The organism is Vibrio sp. K4 (assembly GCF_051122595.1).
In the GTDB taxonomy this organism is placed as follows: domain Bacteria; phylum Pseudomonadota; class Gammaproteobacteria; order Enterobacterales; family Vibrionaceae; genus Vibrio; species Vibrio owensii.
Map to the genome: position 1 here is coordinate 52,987 of NZ_CP178578.1, position 17,015 is coordinate 70,001.

Here is a 17,015-nt window from a genome sequence, read left to right on the forward strand (position 1 = left end):
ATCTCCACATTTTATGTAATTGATAAGTCGACAATTAGAAACCATAGATAATCAGAACAGTACAAAAATATTGCAGCAATAACGGGGAGATTACTGGCTAAACTGACTGTCAAAACAATAACTTTGAATATTACAAACACATATTTCAATAACCATTATGAATAAATAAATTCTTAACAGTCATCTATTGAATTTTATAAGTGGTTTTTATTTAGCCACAACAAACTTAAACACACAGCTGAATTTAAAATACAATTTCGTTCTGAGCTTTCTGTTAGTAAAAATCACTATTTAAACAGTCACCTCATGAAATATTGAAAATCATAGGTATTCTTTTATTTATTTTTATTGGAATGCCGACCATGCGATATCAATCAGCGCCTGCTAATACAGAAGAAGCACAAGAAACCACAGCGCAACGAGCAGCACGACAACAGCAAGAACGCAGGGATGAGTTAACTTACTCGTCAAGTGACTATAAGCGCTGGAATGATAACCGAGACAAAGTCGTCGCCGACCGCAAAGAAGAAGAACAGAAAAACCATATTCACGTGGGCGAAGAGCGTGAGGTGCCTGACGCTATCCTGTCACCGATGCCAACATCGAGAATGGCAATGAACGATGCAATCGGAAAACGTGTACTGCCATCAGACCTGCTTGGTTCTAGCTTCGCTAATCAGCCTGTTAGCGCAGAGGTTGTCGCTCTTCAAATGTCATCACTCACCCCTACCACTCAAAAGGAAGTTAAAGAGAGTGGTGAGCTTGTGTTTAGTGGCATGCTATACAAACACGCCCATGGAACGGTAGGTGCGCTCCAAGTTATCGATACATATGCAGGCGAACAACCCGATAAAAATACATCACAGATGGCCTACTGGGTCGCGCAAGGCAAGTATCTCGATATACCTAAACACCCTGATCCTCATCGCGACCATTTATATGTTTTCACGCCCAACTTCAGCGGCTGCTCTTTTGTTGTGGATGACTGGAGCGATGATTTAATCAGGGTTTACCATGTAGAAGGTGGCAAAGAAGATAAGCAATACAATGAAGTGAAAGACCACAGCAACGGATTAATCAACTATATGAGTTTCCGTGATTATGGTTTTTACCAAAAAGGCAGCACCACGATTAAGAATATTACGGGCTTTGCCTATATGCGCTACAACACTAAAACTCGAAATTGGGAAATTCATTACCAGAAGCAAGAGCATGCTCCTACTATCAGCCAACCAACTACATCAGCAAAAACACTCTTCTCATCAGAAAAGCACACGGCAAAAGTCATGGCATCGAAGGAGTCTCGTGTGGTTGAGACGGGAACCATAGTAATAAAACGCTAACGTTGAAGTAATAATGAGTTTGAGTTGTAAACGAGCGCTATCAGCAAAATAGTCAGTCATTAAAAACAAAAACGCCCCAAGGTTCACTTAGGGCGTTTTTATTAATCTTGTATCAAGAGGTTTTAGGTTGCTTTATCGTGACCTTATTCCCAATCAAGAATAACCTTGCCTGACATACCGCTGCGCATTACGTCGAAGCCTTCTTGGAAGTCATCAATCTTGTAGTGGTGCGTGATGATTGGCGATAGATCCAGACCAGATTGGATCAGTGAAGCCATCTTGTACCAAGTTTCGAACATTTCACGGCCGTAGATACCTTTGATCACCAAGCCTTTGAAGATAACTTGGTTCCAGTCGATACCCATGTCTGATGGTGGAATACCTAGTAGTGCAATACGACCACCGTGGTTCATCGTAGTTAGCATTGAGTTGAATGCTGCTGGGTTACCAGACATTTCTAGACCTACGTCGAAGCCTTCTGTCATGCCTAGCTCAGCCATTACGTCTTCTAGCTTCTCTTCTGCAACGTTTACTGCGCGTGTTACGCCCATTTTACGAGCAAGTTCTAGACGGTATTCGTTCACGTCTGTGATTACTACGTGGCGAGCACCAACGTGTTTTGCTACTGCAGCAGCCATGATACCGATTGGGCCTGCACCTGTGATAAGCACGTCTTCGCCCACTAGGTCAAAAGAAAGCGCAGTGTGTACAGCGTTACCAAACGGGTCAAAGATAGACGCTAGATCGTCAGAGATGCCTTCTGGGATTTTGAACGCATTGAACGCTGGAATCACTAGGTATTCTGCGAATGCACCTTCACGGTTAACGCCCACACCAATTGTGTTACGACATAGGTGAGTACGGCCGCCACGACAGTTACGACAGTGACCACACGTGATGTGACCTTCGCCAGATACGCGGTCACCGATTTCAAAGCCACGAACTTCCTGACCAATCGCAACCACTTCACCCACGTATTCGTGGCCAACAACCATCGGTACTGGAATTGTCTTTTGTGACCATTCGTCCCAGTTGTAGATATGTACGTCTGTACCACAGATAGCGGTTTTCTTAATTTTGATCAGAATGTCGTTATGGCCAACCTCAGGTTTATCAACCTCAGTCATCCAGATGCCTTCTTCAGGCTTTAGCTTTGATAATGCTTTAATTTTCATAGTATTCACCAAACATTGCCCCGCTCTATGCGTGACAAAAAATTCTTTCATCTAATGCGTTTAAAGAAGAAATAAAGGCTTTGCCCATGAGCCGACTCAGAAGAGTTGGGAAAGCCTTTTTATCTTTAAGCGTAAACTCTTTCTCCTTCCCATCTAATCCCTCCCCTGTGTTTTAGGAGGAGGCTAGGAAGGGGAAACGAAACTTAGATGATGCCCATGTCCTTACCAACTTGGATGAACGCGTCGATTGCACGGTCTAGTTGCTCACGAGAGTGCGCTGCAGACATTTGAGTACGGATACGCGCTTGACCTTTTGGTACAACAGGGAATGAGAAGCCAATTACGTAGATGCCTTTCTCTAGAGCGCGCTCTGCGAATTCTGCTGCTACTTTTGCGTCGCCAAGCATGATTGGAATGATTGCGTGGTCAGCACCACCCATTGTGAAGCCTGCGTCTTCCATACGAGTGCGGAAGTGTGCTGCGTTTTCCCATAGACGGTCACGTAGGTCACCGCTCTCTTCTAGTAGGTCTAGAACGCGGATAGAAGCGCTTACGATTGCTGGTGCAACAGAGTTAGAGAATAGGTATGGACGAGAACGCTGACGTAGCCAGTCAATCACTTCCGCTTTACCAGACGTGTAACCGCCTGAAGCGCCGCCCATTGCTTTACCTAGCGTACCAGTGATGATGTCGATACGGTCAACCACGTTGTGGTGCTCGTGCGTACCTGCACCTGTTTTACCCATGAAGCCAACAGCGTGAGAGTCATCAACCATAGTCAATGCGCCGTACTTCTCTGCTAGGTCACAGATAGCTGGTAGGTTTGCTACTACGCCGTCCATTGAGAACACGCCGTCCGTTACGATAAGAATGTGGCGAGCACCTGCTTCTTTCGCAGCGATCAGTTGTTGCTCTAGCTCTTCCATGTTGTTGTTTGAGTAACGGAAACGCATCGCTTTACATAGACGAACACCGTCGATGATTGACGCGTGGTTTAGTGCGTCAGAGATGATTGCGTCTTCTTTACCTAGAATCGTTTCAAATAGGCCCGCGTTTGCATCGAAACATGATGTGTAAAGAATCGTGTCTTCTTTACCTAGGAACTTAGAAAGCTTCTGCTCAAGCTCTTTGTGGATGTCTTGAGTACCACAGATGAAACGTACTGAAGCCATACCAAAACCGTGCTCGTCCATGCCTGCTTTACCCGCTTCGATAAGTGCTGGGTGGTTAGCAAGACCAAGGTAGTTGTTCGCACAGAAGTTTAGTACTTCTTCACCAGTAGAGATTTTAACAGCCGCTTGCTGTTGAGACGTGATGATACGCTCTGCTTTGTAAAGGCCTTCCGCCTTCACTTCTTCAATTTGCTGTTCAATCTGTTGGTAAAATGCAGAAGACATTCGCAATTCCTTCCTGTTTATTTTGTCGAGTTTTCACTCGATTAGAATTAGGTTGAGCCTTTATGTGATGGGGGTCACAGGCACTTACTTATCAATTAAGTGTAGTGTAATTCAAGGAAGGAAAAACGATTATCCCTCAAGGTGGAAAAGCATTAATGAATCTGAGGCACGAATCCAGTTAATGCTTTTCTATGAGGTTGTAATGAAAGGAGTTATAGCCAAGTCGGCTTAGCTAAAAGTGCTTCAAAGTCCTTAGCAGGTAATGGCCGGCTATAGTGGAAACCTTGTCCGAACTCACAGTTTAGGTTTTTCAAGTAATCCACATGACGCTGTTCTTCGATGCCTTCTGCGACGATCTTCAGATTCAGCGCTTTCGCCATCGCAATAATCACGTTCACAAGCTCGCGGTCGGACTCATTTTCAAACATGTTCTGCAAGAAGCTGCGGTCGATCTTGAGGCGATCAAACGGGAACTTCTGCAAGTAACTTAATGCAGAATAACCGGTACCGAAATCATCAATGGTGAGCTTCGCGCCCAATGCTCTCAAGCTGTCTAACATCCCCATCAGTTCGTTACTGTGGTTGAAGAGCAAGCTTTCCGTTACTTCTACATCGAACATTTCGGCAGGTAATCCTGATTCTTCGAGGTGCTGCTTAATTTGTTCTAAGAGTTGATCGCAGTATCTAAACTGCACACTAGAGAAGTTTACTGACACGAACAGAGGTGCAACGGTCTGCCATTGGGCAGCTTGGTGACACGCTTGGCGAATTGCAAACTCCCCTAGCTGATGAATCAAACCGTTCTTCTCGGCAATCGAGATAAACTCTTCTGGATTGACGAAACCAAACTTCTCATCGTTCCAACGCATCAAGGCTTCAGCACCAACAATCGTACCGCTGTTCAAGTCAATAATAGGTTGGTAGTAGAGCTCTAATAAATCGTGCGCAATGGCATGACGCAGACGGCTTTCTAAATCTAAGAAGCGCTGCAAATCTTGGTTCATGTTGTGGTCATAGAAGCAGAAGGCATCACGACCATCTTGCTTCACGCGGTACATCGCCATGTCTGCACACGCCAGTAGTTGCTCTGCGTTGTCGCCATCCTCTGGAAACACCGACATACCGACACTCGCCGATAGGAAGAATTCGTGGTTTTGCCAAACGAACGGTTCATTGAACACAGACAGGACGGTTGTTGCAAAACGTTTTGCGCTGTCGGCATCTTGCAAATCAGGGATAACCAAGAGGAATTCATCGCCGCCAATACGCGCGAGTAAGTCTGTCTTGCGTACTGCGTTGTGCAAGCGTTCTGCTGCCAGTTTCAATACTTCATCGCCGACAAAGTGGCCCATGGAATCATTGATTTGTTTGAAGTGGTCGAGATCAATGAACATAACCAACACGTTTGAACCCATTCGCTCAGCGCGTGACAGTTCCAGATCCAAACGTTCTGAGCCATATACTCGGTTTGGCAGCCCGGTTAGAGAGTCGTGTTTTGCTTGGTAAGCCAACTCCATCTCTGATGATTTACGGCGCTCGATTTCACTGGTTAATCGCTGGTTTTGCTGAGACAAGAAGTCTTTACGTTTTTTCTCTTCTTCCAGTTTGATCTTAAGCTCAACACGCGTGTTATTTAGGCTAAACGCATACAAGAGACCAAACACAATCAAGATAGCAAGGATGCTCAATCCGGTAATGAATACGCGCGAGGTGTAGATATCGCGTTCACTAAGAGATTCAAACCACGCCATCAACTCGAAATGATGACGTTCAATTGGCACTTCGAAGTAAATCTTCTGTTTAAGCTCTTGAGATAGCGCCTCTGGGCCCGTAACATTTTCTTGTTCCAGTTTGCGGCTGATCGAATCCCAAACTTCCATTTCAACGTCATTGATCTTCAGCACCATGCGACTGTAACTGTCTTCATGTTCCTGGTTGGTGAGTTGAGAAATCACCACTTGCTTGTTGATGTCTGCAATCAAGTAACCAACCGGTTTGCCAGAGAACATCACTTGCTTGACCACTTGGATTAATACTCTACCGTCATCACGAACGGCTCGTATCTCTTCTGTATTTTTGTGGTTTTGCAGTAATCGCGAGGTGTCGATACGATGGTCTGTTTTCGCACCGGTTGTGACGATTGTTGAGCCATCAAGGCCAATCAGAGTCAGCTTCTTGTAGATGATTTGGTTGTTGACGATTTTCGTTTCGGACTTTTCTTGCAGCTTGCGTTTCAAATTAATCAAACTCGCACCCAAGCCGTATTCCATCGACATGCCAGAAGCGAGGTTAGCAAAAAAGGTCTGCACCGTTTTATCGGTGGATAGATGGTCTATATCTTCGCTGGCAAGCGTAAATAAATTATCAAGCGTACCTGCGTAACTTTTCACCTTTAGGCCGAGTTCTCGGTGTTGTGAATCTTTTAATTTATTTTGACCTAAACTCGTCACAGTAATAAGCATCGCCAAGTAGAGCGATACCAAAATCGCACTGATGGTAATGATCTTCTGGCTTGATATTTTTTTTACAGACTTTCTCATATATCTTTCTTACTATCTTCTAAGAAGTAGTCATTATAGAAATAGTAAATAGATGGGTAATATTTCTCGACCAAGGCTTGGTACGTCCCATCTTGCTTAATTGAATTCAAATATTGGTTAAACGCGGCTTTTAATTCAGGAGAATCCTTACGGAAGGCAACCGCCATTTTTTGATTTTCAGAGACTGGGCCAATGACTTTGATTTCACCTGGCCATTTTTCTAATGCAATCAGTGTGTCTGCCACATCTAGCAGCGTACTCTCTGCATCGTTCTTCATGATGGCAGGAACCATTTCGTTCAAACGGCGCTGGCCATCAGGCAAAATCACCTTAGCCCCCGTATCATACAAGTTGTAAAGGTTTGGGTCTAAGCATGAGTGCTCCATCGCCAGAACTTCACGTCCGTTAATCAAAGCTTTGACTTTGGTGATGTCGCGCTCCACCGAGCCAGTCGGCGTGATTGGCGTAAGAGTAGAATCGGTACGAGCCACCAGCCACACTGCAGATGGGAAGTAGTCATCTGAAAAATCGACGATTTGAGCACGCCAATCCAAAATAGTGACACCGTTAGCAATCAGATCACCTTCAACCGGCATCTTCTCACCCACGACGAGCTGCGCATCTTTGTATTCGACTTGCTGACCTGTCAGTTTACCAACCACATTATTCCACTGCGCTGGTACGTACTGGTAACGCACGCCGAGAGATTGAGCAAACCCTTTGATGATATCGACATCAAGACCTGTCAGTGTCTGCATTTCCCCTTGATCAATGTAAGAAACGAAGTTGGCGTAAGGCACACCGATATGACGCAGCACGCCACTGTCTTTGATGTCTTGCAGATCGCCCGCCGAGACAGAAGTCGACATGATTGAAGCAAGAGCAACGGTAAGTGCCGTCATGGTTCGTTTGATTGTTTTCACTGACATGGTGAATATCCCTCTCTTCCACAAAGCGCCCAATAAAGGGCGCTTTGAAAGTTCAACAACGTTAGAACGAGTAGTAAAGATCCGTGATGGCTTCTACAAGCCCTTCTACGTCTTTCTCATCGTGGAATAGATGCGTTGAGATGCGCAGTGCTTGTGTTTCATAAGCATCATCTTTGTACAGTTTGAAGCTTGTCGTACGGATGATGTAGCCATAGTCTTCACGCAGACGGTCGCGGAACAAGGTGAGTCGCTCTTCATCCGTCACATCGCTAAATGGGTTGAACGTCGTTAGACCGCTGGTTAAGCCTTCCACATTTGGCGAGTACATTTGAGCATGTGGTAACGCTTCATTAAGCAGCGTTTTGCATAGATCACTGAGTTCAAGAACACGCTCTTGAATACGGTCACGACCAATCTCATCCCACATCTTACAGCTATCAGCAAGTGCTTGTTTTGCTGGGTAGTTGTCATTACCAATGTATTGCATTTGCAATTGCTTGCCTAGGTAGTCTGCGTGAGAAAGAGAAGAGTTGATCAACCACAGTGGATTCTCGCGATCGCTCCAGTACTCATTCAAACGGTTGCCGTTATCACGTACATACAAGATACCTGTCGCGCCAGGACCACACTGCCACTTATGACCAGATCCTGCATAGAAATCACAATCCATATCGTGGAAGTCTAAATCGAACATACCAACAGTGTGCGCACCATCAACTAAGGTTGGGATGCCGTGTTGTTTTGCTAGAGAACAGATTTCTTTGGCTGGAAGTGTGGTACCTGTTTTGTAGGTAATGTGCGAGAAGACGATAAGACGAACGTTGTGGTGGGCTTCAATCGCTTCGCGGAACGCTTGAATGTAATCTTGTTCAGAAACGTCTTCAGTACCAGTGAAAACAGGAAGTTGAATTTCGACCACATCCACACCGAAGCGGTGTTTTGCTACATTCATTGGCGAAGTAGCAGCAACGTGTTCGTGGTGAGTCGTTAGGATGACATCACCCGGTTCGAAATGAAGGCCATTGATAATAGAACATAGGCCATCAGTAGTGTTGCGGCTCAGAATGATTTCATCTGGGTTAGCACCAAAGCCCGGCGCTACTTGAGTAACCATTTCGGAAACATGAGGCCAAGCACCAAACTTATCTTTCATATCCCACGGGTACTTAGCAACGATTTTGTTGTTGTCTTCGTATCCTTCAAGAACATGTTTTGGCATTGAACCTGTCGTACCGATGTTCATGTAAGTCGTTCGTTTATCCAATACGAACTGCTTTTGAACTTTACGCCAAAAGCGTTTATCGTTCTTTTTACCTAGACGGCTCCAGTCGATATTCGGTTCCTTTGCTTGAACAGCACCAGAAAACGCTGAAGCACTGACGCCAGCCACAACTGCACCAGTTGCACCTTTTAAAAAATTGCGGCGGCTGCGATTAGTCTGAATAGATTCCTTGTCGCTCATCTTTTCGATCCTTGTCGGAAGTTTAGCCATATTATTAATTATGAATCCGTAACTATCTGTTACTAAACCATTATTACCTAATAGGTCTATAGTTTAGATTTTTCCGCTGCAATTAAGTGACTTTAGTTCCACTTTTTCATTCCATCTGATGATATAAGCAACAATTTCCACACCCACAAATAGACAACCAAACACATATTAAAATGTTCACTAAAACACTTATTGCTAATATAAATCACAAATCAATTTATAATCTCCACCAAAAGAGAAAAACTATGTTTGTAATATTTTCATCACAAATTAGACAACAAGGTTAATATTGCAATCTAGCACGTTAAATATGTAACAGAATACGTTTTATTCGCACATGTTATTTGTTCACAGATTAAATAACGGATTGGATGAATTACTCGAGATGAAATTAATGTTTAATGAGTATGACTAGCCGATTCTGTTTTTCAGCAATTACATTGAGTGTGTAGCTTAAGAGAAATACCGGTTGTATGAGACAAACAAAAAGCGCCCGATAGATAGGCGCTTGCTTTATGTGTGATAAGAGCTGGAACTAGGGGAGCAGAGTAAGAACCTAGAGGCGGAGAGAAAGTGCTCACACCGCTCTTAAAGTGAACTTCTGTTGATACTGAGAGGATGTTGCATTGGTCTCAAGGTAGCTGTGGTGAAGCATTAAGATCGATTGGACAATCTTCGTCCCGATCCCCAAAGAACCGCCCTCCGCTTCTTTCTCGATGTGATTGACGAAGGTAAAGTGGATACGCGACTTATCCTCACTCAAATGCGCTTGGCAATGCACTTCCGAACCAATCGGGCTGTGGCGTAAAGCATTTTCAAGTAAGTTAAGCACCAACCGCTCCAATAGCCCCTTATCACCCACGGTTTGGATTTCGCTATCGATATCCACTTTCAACACCACTTCTTTACGAGAAAACTGGCTCTGCATCGTTTCGGCACATTCTGCCATCAACGTGCCAAGATCTACGGGGCGGTACTCGTAGTTTGGCATTGGAGCTTCTTTACGCGCAGCGTCTAATAGAGAATGCAATTGAGTTGAAAGCTTCTCACAATTTCGGAAAGCGACGTCAATCAAAGGATCAGATTCCGGATGTTGCAAACGCCACGTTTCCAAATAGCCCAGCACGCTCGATAACGGCGTTTTTAAATCATGACTAAGCTGCAGCAAGCTTTGACGACGATGAGACGATTGATACTCCAACTGTAAAAATTGCTGCTGAATATGCTTCGCCATCATCTGATAAGAGTGCGCAATCGGCACGAGCTCCGGCACTTGGTGAGTAAAATCAGGTTGCAGGCGAAAATCATGTTCAGCTTGCTGTTGAAGTTGCTTGGTCACACGTTCAATCGGATTCAATAGGCTACGTTTGACCAGCACATAAGCCCCAAGAGCAAAACCTAAAATAGAGACTAAGACCAATCCTGCCAGCGCGATGTAAGGGGTATCGACTTGAGCATTGGCAATGGCGTCATGTCGGGTACTGCCAATCACCACGTAGAGATAACCGACCGTAGAGCCTAATTCCTCTATCGCTGCGACAGAAAAGACTTTGTGTTCACCACGATTACGTGGGTCTTCACCCAAAATAGGAAAAGGCTGGTCATTTAAGAATTGCTTAATGGGATTGAGATCCACCTTACCCATGATCTCCGCCCCTTCTGGTGCTGCATGGGTGGTGATATTGCCTTGGCTATCGAGGAAGTAGATTTCAAAATCAGGGCCGATCAGCATAAGCGTGTGAAAGATCGACTTGAGTGCTTTAGGGTTGTAATCCGTGCCGATCATTAGCGGATTATCGTCACGCATATGGCTAGCTAGCTCTTTATGCAGGCTTTGCTTAGTGCGTAACTCAATGGTTTCTTTTTGCCAATTGTAAGTCAGTGCAATCACCACCGCCGCGAGGCAGAACCACAAGCTAGTAAATACTACCAAGCGAGATTTGAAGCTCATCCTATCGCCTCCTTAAACAGCGGTGTTTTTACAACACCCGTGATGATTGAAAAATGACGGTGAAAACAACTGCCGACTTACTGTCTTGGCTTGATGTTTTGACTTACTTTCTTGCATTAGTGTCTTGGCTGAAACTTATACCCAACACCCCACACGGTTTGTATGAAGTGATGATCAGAGTCAGACAACGACAACTTGCTGCGTAAACGGTTTATGGTGCTACACACAGTGTGGTGATAACCAGAATGACTGGTGTTCCAAACGTGATCGAGCAATTCATCTTTACTGTAGACTCTGCCCGGACGAGTCGCGAGAAACTGCAGCAAAGTAAACTCTGTCGCGGTGAGCGTGACATCCTTGTCGTTTAAGGATACTTGGTGCAACTCCGGAATGATTCTCAGCGGACCAAAATCCATCGCATCTTCGAGGACCTCATTTGCCACTTTGGCTTCTGCGGTTTGGCTGACTCGGCGTAGCACGTTTCGCACTCGTGCTTGGAATTCTAATACGCTAAATGGCTTAGTGATGTAGTCATCAACACCCGCTTCTAAACCGTCAACCTTGTCCATTTCACCGTCTCTGGCTGTCAGCATGAGCACTGGGCTCCAATCTTGCTGCTGACGCAAATAATGGCAGATGTCTAGGCCATCGCCGTCTGGTAAACCTCGGTCAAGGATCAATAAATCAAAGGGTTGTTGCTGATATTGCGCTTTAGCATCGGCGACATTTGTGGCTCGCGACACTTGGTGTCCTTGAAACTTGAGATGCATCTGAACCAGTTCTGCCAAATCATCGTCATCTTCCACCAACAAGATGTTTGCGACTAAATTGATTGCCTGTTGTTCCATGGTCCTTTCCTTGCCTTCGAGTATCCTCACTTTGCACATGACCGGAACAAATTAGAAATTCTTTCAAAAAAGGTTCCGATGACGCCATGAGGGATAAAGCGCTCGGCTACAAGCGCTTTGGAAAGGAGACGTCATCGGAGCCTGTGTTACTCGACTCGAGTGATGGTGACTTTCGCACCTGGGTTCAAGAAACGATGGTTCGCAGAGAGTGCTGAGTTTGCTAATCCGTCATCTTGACTAACAACACCCGCATGGAAAGCAACAACGTCATTGCTATCATTACGAGCGGCATTGAAACCCTCACCGCCACCCGCTGGGCCCGGAATGGTTGCAGCAAGTTCATCGTTCAGTTCTGTGCCGGAATCCCAAACGTTCATGCTCATTTCGTAGCTTTCACCTACTGCGAGCGATTTGAGCGATAACCCCGTTTCGCCAACAAAAGCATCATTGGTATTTACAAACATAGACGCCACAGACAAATAACCGTAACGACTAGGGTCAACCGTGATGGTGACTTCGTCCGATGCACCCGGCAACACCAATCCATTACCCGAAATACCTTGGTAAACACTGTCATTGCTGTTCATCAACTCAATCAGCTCAGCGTTACTACCGCCCTCGGCAAGGTGCTCAAGTTCAACAGATGCGGCTTGTCCAATTTCAAACAGTTGGTAGTCACCATTGTGAGTGAGTACAGCAAGCGGAGACATAGGTTGATTCGCAGTCAAGTTCGCCACGTTGACGGTGTAGCGGTACGATTTCACTACGTCGTTATCATCATCGCTTGGACAACCGGCGAGCAAGCCGACTGAAGCTGCTACTAGTAAGATTCTGTATTTCATACATCCCCCTTACTTCACAACGATTGTGATGGTTGCAACTGGGTTTAACCAACGATGGCTGCTGCTGTCTAGGTCACTGATGCCGCCGGTTGGGTCGCTATCACCAAGGTTACCCGGATGCACGTGAACTTTGTCGTTAGTTACCGTTGCTTCAACGCCTGTGCCGCCAGTACCAAAGTTAATGAAAGGTGGGTTTGGCATGCTAGACGCAAGTTCATCGTTCGCTTCTGTACCAGCATCGTAACTTCTTAGCGTTGCTCGGTATGTACCCGCTTCCGTTGGAATCTTCCAGCTATCTAGGCCGACAAAACCGTCATTGGTTGGCAACAACATCGCGCTCAGAGAAAGATATCCGTGGTCGCCACTGTCCAAGGTGAAGGTGGTTGCAACACCCGGATTCAAAATACCACCAGCAGGGTTCTCAACCACCGCACCACCAGCGTTACCAATCACACTAGCAAGCCCAGAGATATCACCACCTTCTGCCATTGCTTCTAGTTCTGGCGTCGCTGCTTGACCCGTTCTAAACATTTGAAGATCAGAGCCATGCGCCGCAACAATAAGTGGCGTAAAGTAGATGCCTTTGGTTGCGTTTGTCACGGTGATTTCCAATTCCGCCGCATTCACTGATGCAGAGCCTAGTGCCATAGCGACTGAAGCCATGACGAGTCCTAGTTGGGTACGTTTTTTCATTGTGATTCCATCCTTTAATGAGGGTTGAACTACCCAAGCCCATGTGTACGGCTTTACTTCTTTGTTCGTGACTTGAGTAGGTTAAGCATTACGTTTCGAACGTTTTGCGTTCTTGCCTCTAAGAATGACGAGCAAATCTATCAGCAACTTCATCGAATTCTCATAAAATTCTCACAAGTTCTGTTCGAATTCTGTCAGCAGCACTTTTTTACTCTTAATCAGGTGTTTACACTTCGCGCTTTCCCCTCCTACAATGCGGTATTCTCTGTTTAAATCACGATTCTCACCATGATTGATAACGTTCTGTCTGCCTACTATGGCGAAATCTACGGCATCGCTTTTTTCAACCACTACTTGAGCCATTACGCCCAAAGTGAACAACAGACGCTGTGGCAAACCTTGATTGAAGTGGAAGAACTCACCGCAGAAAAGCTCAAACCTGTACTGCTGACAAATGGCATGGATATCGAAAGTCGATACCAAGAGATGCTAGATAAAGGCTTGGCAGATGCAACCAAGTGGATTGGTTTACCATGGCAAGAGTTGGTGGCGACTCTTCTGAAGTGGGTAGAACCTTATGAGGTTAAGTATCGAGAGTGGCATGAAGAAGTGAAAGCTTCACAGCAGTATTCAATCGCTGAGCGAGAAGCTATCGAATTGATTGCAGACCACGAAACGGCCATTTATCACTGTTGGCAGCAATACCATACAGGTGAATCTGGCTTGCCTGCACTCAATGCATTTTTGGCAAAATATCGTTAAAGCGAGACGGTGACACTTGAACCTCGTGAAACCGTACCAGACAATGTCGTTATTCCGCTGCGCAGAACTGAACAATTATGGTTAATCCAAAACTCATTGCCCTACTTCCTGATCTTGCTTCGTTTATCCTAGTGGTAAACGAAGGCAGTTTTACCGCTGCTGCCAAACAACTCGGCGTAACGCCATCGGCTTTAAGTAAGTTGATCACACGGTTGGAACAAGCCCTCTCGGTGAAACTGTTTGAGCGCACGACTCGTAAGTTGATCATCACTCAAGCTGGGCAAAAGGTTTACGACCAAAGCATTGCAATGGTGAATGCCGCGCAGCAAGCCGTTGAGCTATCTGCGGAAGATCATGCTGAGCCAACAGGTGCACTCACAGTGGCTGCCCCTGAAGCATTTCTTAATTCGGTGCTTCAACCGTTTGTGTTGCCATTCCTAGAGCGTTATCCAAATATACAGCTTAAGCTGCGTGCAGCAGATGGTGAGATTGATCTGTTCCGCCAAGGCATTGATGTCGCCTTTAAGCTCACCGACAAACCCGATGAGAATCTGGTCCTCAAAGAGATCAGCAAGACCAATCTTGTTTTGTGTGCTTCTCCAGATTACCTAGCCAAACATGGTATGCCTGAGCACCCAACCGGGCTTGAGCAGCACGACTGCATTTACCTTGCCGAGAACGACAAAGACAACATCTGGTCATTCTTTAAAGAAGAAGCGTTCCATTCCATTGCCGTGAGTGGACGCTACGCCGTCAACCATTCTCAAATGCGCTTGAACGGAGTTAAGTCTGGCTTGGGAATTGGGATCTTCCATGACTTCGTGATCAAAGACGCATTAGAGCAAGGGGAAGTGGTGGAAGTATTGCCGGATTGGATGATCAAGAGTAACTACCATGGCGCTATCGCGATGCAGTATGCACAAACCAAATACATGCCTGCTCGTCTGCGCGTGTTTATCAACTTCGTTAAGGAGCATTTAGTCTCCGACGATACTAACCATGCTTGAGGATACGAGCCATGTTTGAAGAGGCTAACCATGTTTAATGCCATTCATCACGTCGCGATCATTTGCAGCGACTACCCAAGGTCAAAACGCTTTTACACTGAAGTGTTGGGATTGAAAGTCATTGCTGAAAACTATCGTGAAGCCAGAGACTCCTACAAGCTTGACCTCGCTTTACCTGACGGTAGCCAAGTGGAACTGTTTAGCTTTCCGAGCGCACCAGAGAGACCGAGCTTTCCTGAAGCACAAGGGCTGCGACATCTCGCGTTTTTGGTTGATGATGTTGAACAGGTGAAAGCCTACCTAGAATCGAATGACGTTGAAGTTGAGCCAATTCGTATTGACGAATTCACAAGCAAAGCATTTACCTTCTTCCAAGATCCAGATGGCTTGCCGCTGGAGGTTTACCAGAAATAAAAAGAGCCAGCACTTCGCTGGCTCTTCTACTATTCCACTCTTTTCTGTGTTGCTAACTCAACGCTGTTTTCAGCTTCTCGACTCGGTTGAACAGCAACCAATCCAATGCGAGAACCGTAACAATTGCCAAACCGCCCATCGGAAACGCCAGACACAATATCATCAACGTTACTAAGCCAAGCTTCCAAATACCGTCTTGCTGAAACTTAGGTGGCGCGCCCAAGGCGGCACTGCGACTTGGTCTACGAATCCACCACATCACCACGCCTGTGACTGAGATTAAGATGAACGCTAAACAGAACACCACGTTGAGCACTTTGTTAAGCACACTGACATCACCTTGGTGTAATGACACACCTGCCGCCATGAACTTGGCAAACAAACTGTAATCTTGCCACGTGACGTCCACCAACAAGCGACCGGAATATTGGTCAAAGTGGCTGGTGCGATCTTGTCTTGGGTCGGAAATATCGCCGCCCATAGAGTTAGCTGCAACGGTGTAAACGCCTGTCTCAGAGCGTGGCAAAAACAGCTTATAGCCCGTAAAGCCCATCATTTCAGCCTTGAGGATGATATCATCAATAGAGAGCGCATCATGACTACCTGCGTATGCCATCTCTTCCTTCATATTGGCATGATCATGCGCGGGCTTATCTTTCGATTCAGGCACAGCAGCGAGCTCTAAGTTCCATGGCATCTCTTCTGAAGCACCGTGGTTGAGATCTTTGTGTGTCAGTGTGGATTCCGGTTTCTCACCCCATGTGTAATAGGTTGGGAAGGTATTCCAAGCTTGCACCATTTTCGCACCCCAGATCCCTGCCCACGACAAACCTGAAATCAAAAAGAACAACAGAACAATCGACAGCACGCCACCTAAATTCGCATGCAGGTCACGCATTAAAATTCGAGGGCCATTGTTAAGGCGAATTTTCAAAAAGCCGGCACGGCTGGCGTTGTCTCTCGGTAACCAAAGGTACAAACCAGACACCAACAGCAAAATCCCCAGACTTGCGGCGATTTCAATTAAACGGTCGCCTAGGTCGCCGATGAGCAATGTGCCGTGAATGCTGTTCATCAGTTCATAAATACTATCACCACGATTAATGGTGCCTTGTACGTCTCCTGTGTAAGGGTTTACTGCAACAATCAGCGAGCTGCCTTCTTGGTTTTGAATCGAGAATCGGTTGGCAATATCGGCCGTTTTAGCAGGTACAAATTGAGTGACATTAAAATCGGGATACGCCTGCTTTACGGTTTCTAATTGTGCAGAGACAGGAACCATTTGCTCTTGTGGTGAAACTTGCAATGTCGCTTCGTATCGAGCCAGTTCGATTTCATCATCAAACAACATCACCAACCCCGTGAGGGAAAGCATCAGCATAAATGGAATGACGAACAAACCTGCGTAGAAGTGCCATCGCCAAGTCATAAAGTAGATGGATTTTGCGCGTGAGGCTTCCTTGAGTTGAGGCTTTGCCGAGTTTCTCAACATGTGTATTTTCCTTTTTCATTGTTGAACCCCCAAATTCAGCCAAACGCATCCTGCACATACGTATTCGTATGCGGCGCTATTTGACTTAGATTTGGGAGTACCACTGCTCGAAGTGGCAGTGTTATGTGAC

The 17,015-nt window shown here is 45.8% G+C and carries 14 protein-coding genes; 4 read left to right on the plus strand and 10 right to left on the minus strand.

Annotated elements, in window-relative coordinates; genetic code table 11:
* Positions 1–362: 362 nt before the first annotated feature.
* On the plus strand, positions 363–1,343 hold the full coding sequence (locus ACLIIY_RS17650) for a cytotoxin (RefSeq protein ID WP_434529012.1): 981 nt from the start codon (positions 363–365) through the stop codon (positions 1,341–1,343).
* Between the two features lie 143 nt (positions 1,344–1,486).
* Here the strand turns inward: ACLIIY_RS17650 and tdh are convergent, their stop codons facing one another.
* The 9 genes from tdh to ACLIIY_RS17695 all read right to left on the minus strand — a co-directional run bounded on the left by tdh (position 1,487) and on the right by ACLIIY_RS17695 (position 13,210).
* Positions 1,487–2,518, minus strand: a complete 1,032-nt coding sequence (gene tdh / locus ACLIIY_RS17655; RefSeq protein WP_005383983.1) for an L-threonine 3-dehydrogenase — start codon at positions 2,516–2,518, stop codon at positions 1,487–1,489.
* Between the two features lie 203 nt (positions 2,519–2,721).
* A complete protein-coding gene (locus ACLIIY_RS17660) occupies positions 2,722–3,915 on the minus strand; it encodes a glycine C-acetyltransferase (protein WP_005432273.1) in 1,194 nt (397 codons plus the stop codon).
* Positions 3,916–4,127: 212 nt separating this feature from the next.
* On the minus strand, positions 4,128–6,455 hold the full coding sequence (locus ACLIIY_RS17665; protein WP_434529013.1) for a putative bifunctional diguanylate cyclase/phosphodiesterase: 2,328 nt from the start codon (positions 6,453–6,455) through the stop codon (positions 4,128–4,130).
* The gene (locus ACLIIY_RS17670; RefSeq protein WP_038895929.1) at positions 6,452–7,384 is read right to left on the minus strand and encodes a transporter substrate-binding domain-containing protein; all 933 of its coding nucleotides are present in this window, start codon (positions 7,382–7,384) and stop codon (positions 6,452–6,454) included. Before ACLIIY_RS17670 ends, ACLIIY_RS17665 begins: the two co-directional genes overlap by 4 nt.
* A 61-nt stretch (positions 7,385–7,445) precedes the next feature.
* Positions 7,446–8,846, minus strand: coding sequence for an aminotransferase class V-fold PLP-dependent enzyme (locus ACLIIY_RS17675; protein ID WP_020195783.1), 1,401 nt, complete (start codon positions 8,844–8,846; stop codon positions 7,446–7,448).
* 607 nt (positions 8,847–9,453) lie between these two features.
* A complete protein-coding gene (locus ACLIIY_RS17680; protein WP_434529014.1) occupies positions 9,454–10,827 on the minus strand; it encodes a sensor histidine kinase in 1,374 nt (457 codons plus the stop codon).
* 116 nt (positions 10,828–10,943) lie between these two features.
* On the minus strand, positions 10,944–11,675 hold the full coding sequence (locus ACLIIY_RS17685) for a response regulator transcription factor (RefSeq protein WP_434529015.1): 732 nt from the start codon (positions 11,673–11,675) through the stop codon (positions 10,944–10,946).
* 146 nt (positions 11,676–11,821) lie between these two features.
* A complete protein-coding gene (locus ACLIIY_RS17690) occupies positions 11,822–12,517 on the minus strand; it encodes a spondin domain-containing protein (RefSeq protein ID WP_005383999.1) in 696 nt (231 codons plus the stop codon).
* Positions 12,518–12,526: 9 nt separating this feature from the next.
* Positions 12,527–13,210, minus strand: a complete 684-nt coding sequence (locus ACLIIY_RS17695; RefSeq protein WP_434529016.1) for a spondin domain-containing protein — start codon at positions 13,208–13,210, stop codon at positions 12,527–12,529.
* Between the two features lie 288 nt (positions 13,211–13,498).
* Between ACLIIY_RS17695 and ACLIIY_RS17700 the strand changes: the two genes are divergently transcribed.
* From ACLIIY_RS17700 to gloA2, 3 genes are all read left to right on the plus strand, one after another.
* Positions 13,499–13,972 carry a hypothetical protein gene (locus tag ACLIIY_RS17700; RefSeq protein WP_434529017.1) on the plus strand — a complete coding sequence of 158 codons (474 nt, stop codon included), beginning with the start codon at positions 13,499–13,501 and terminating at the stop codon, positions 13,970–13,972.
* 77 nt (positions 13,973–14,049) lie between these two features.
* Positions 14,050–14,979, plus strand: coding sequence for a LysR family transcriptional regulator (locus tag ACLIIY_RS17705; RefSeq protein ID WP_434529018.1), 930 nt, complete (start codon positions 14,050–14,052; stop codon positions 14,977–14,979).
* Between the two features lie 30 nt (positions 14,980–15,009).
* On the plus strand, positions 15,010–15,393 hold the full coding sequence (gene gloA2 / locus ACLIIY_RS17710) for an SMU1112c/YaeR family gloxylase I-like metalloprotein (protein ID WP_434529019.1): 384 nt from the start codon (positions 15,010–15,012) through the stop codon (positions 15,391–15,393).
* Between the two features lie 52 nt (positions 15,394–15,445).
* Here the strand turns inward: gloA2 and ACLIIY_RS17715 are convergent, their stop codons facing one another.
* Positions 15,446–16,885: a PepSY-associated TM helix domain-containing protein gene (locus ACLIIY_RS17715; protein ID WP_434529020.1), complete on the minus strand. Its 1,440-nt coding sequence runs from the start codon at positions 16,883–16,885 to the stop codon at positions 15,446–15,448.
* Positions 16,886–17,015: the final 130 nt, after the last annotated feature.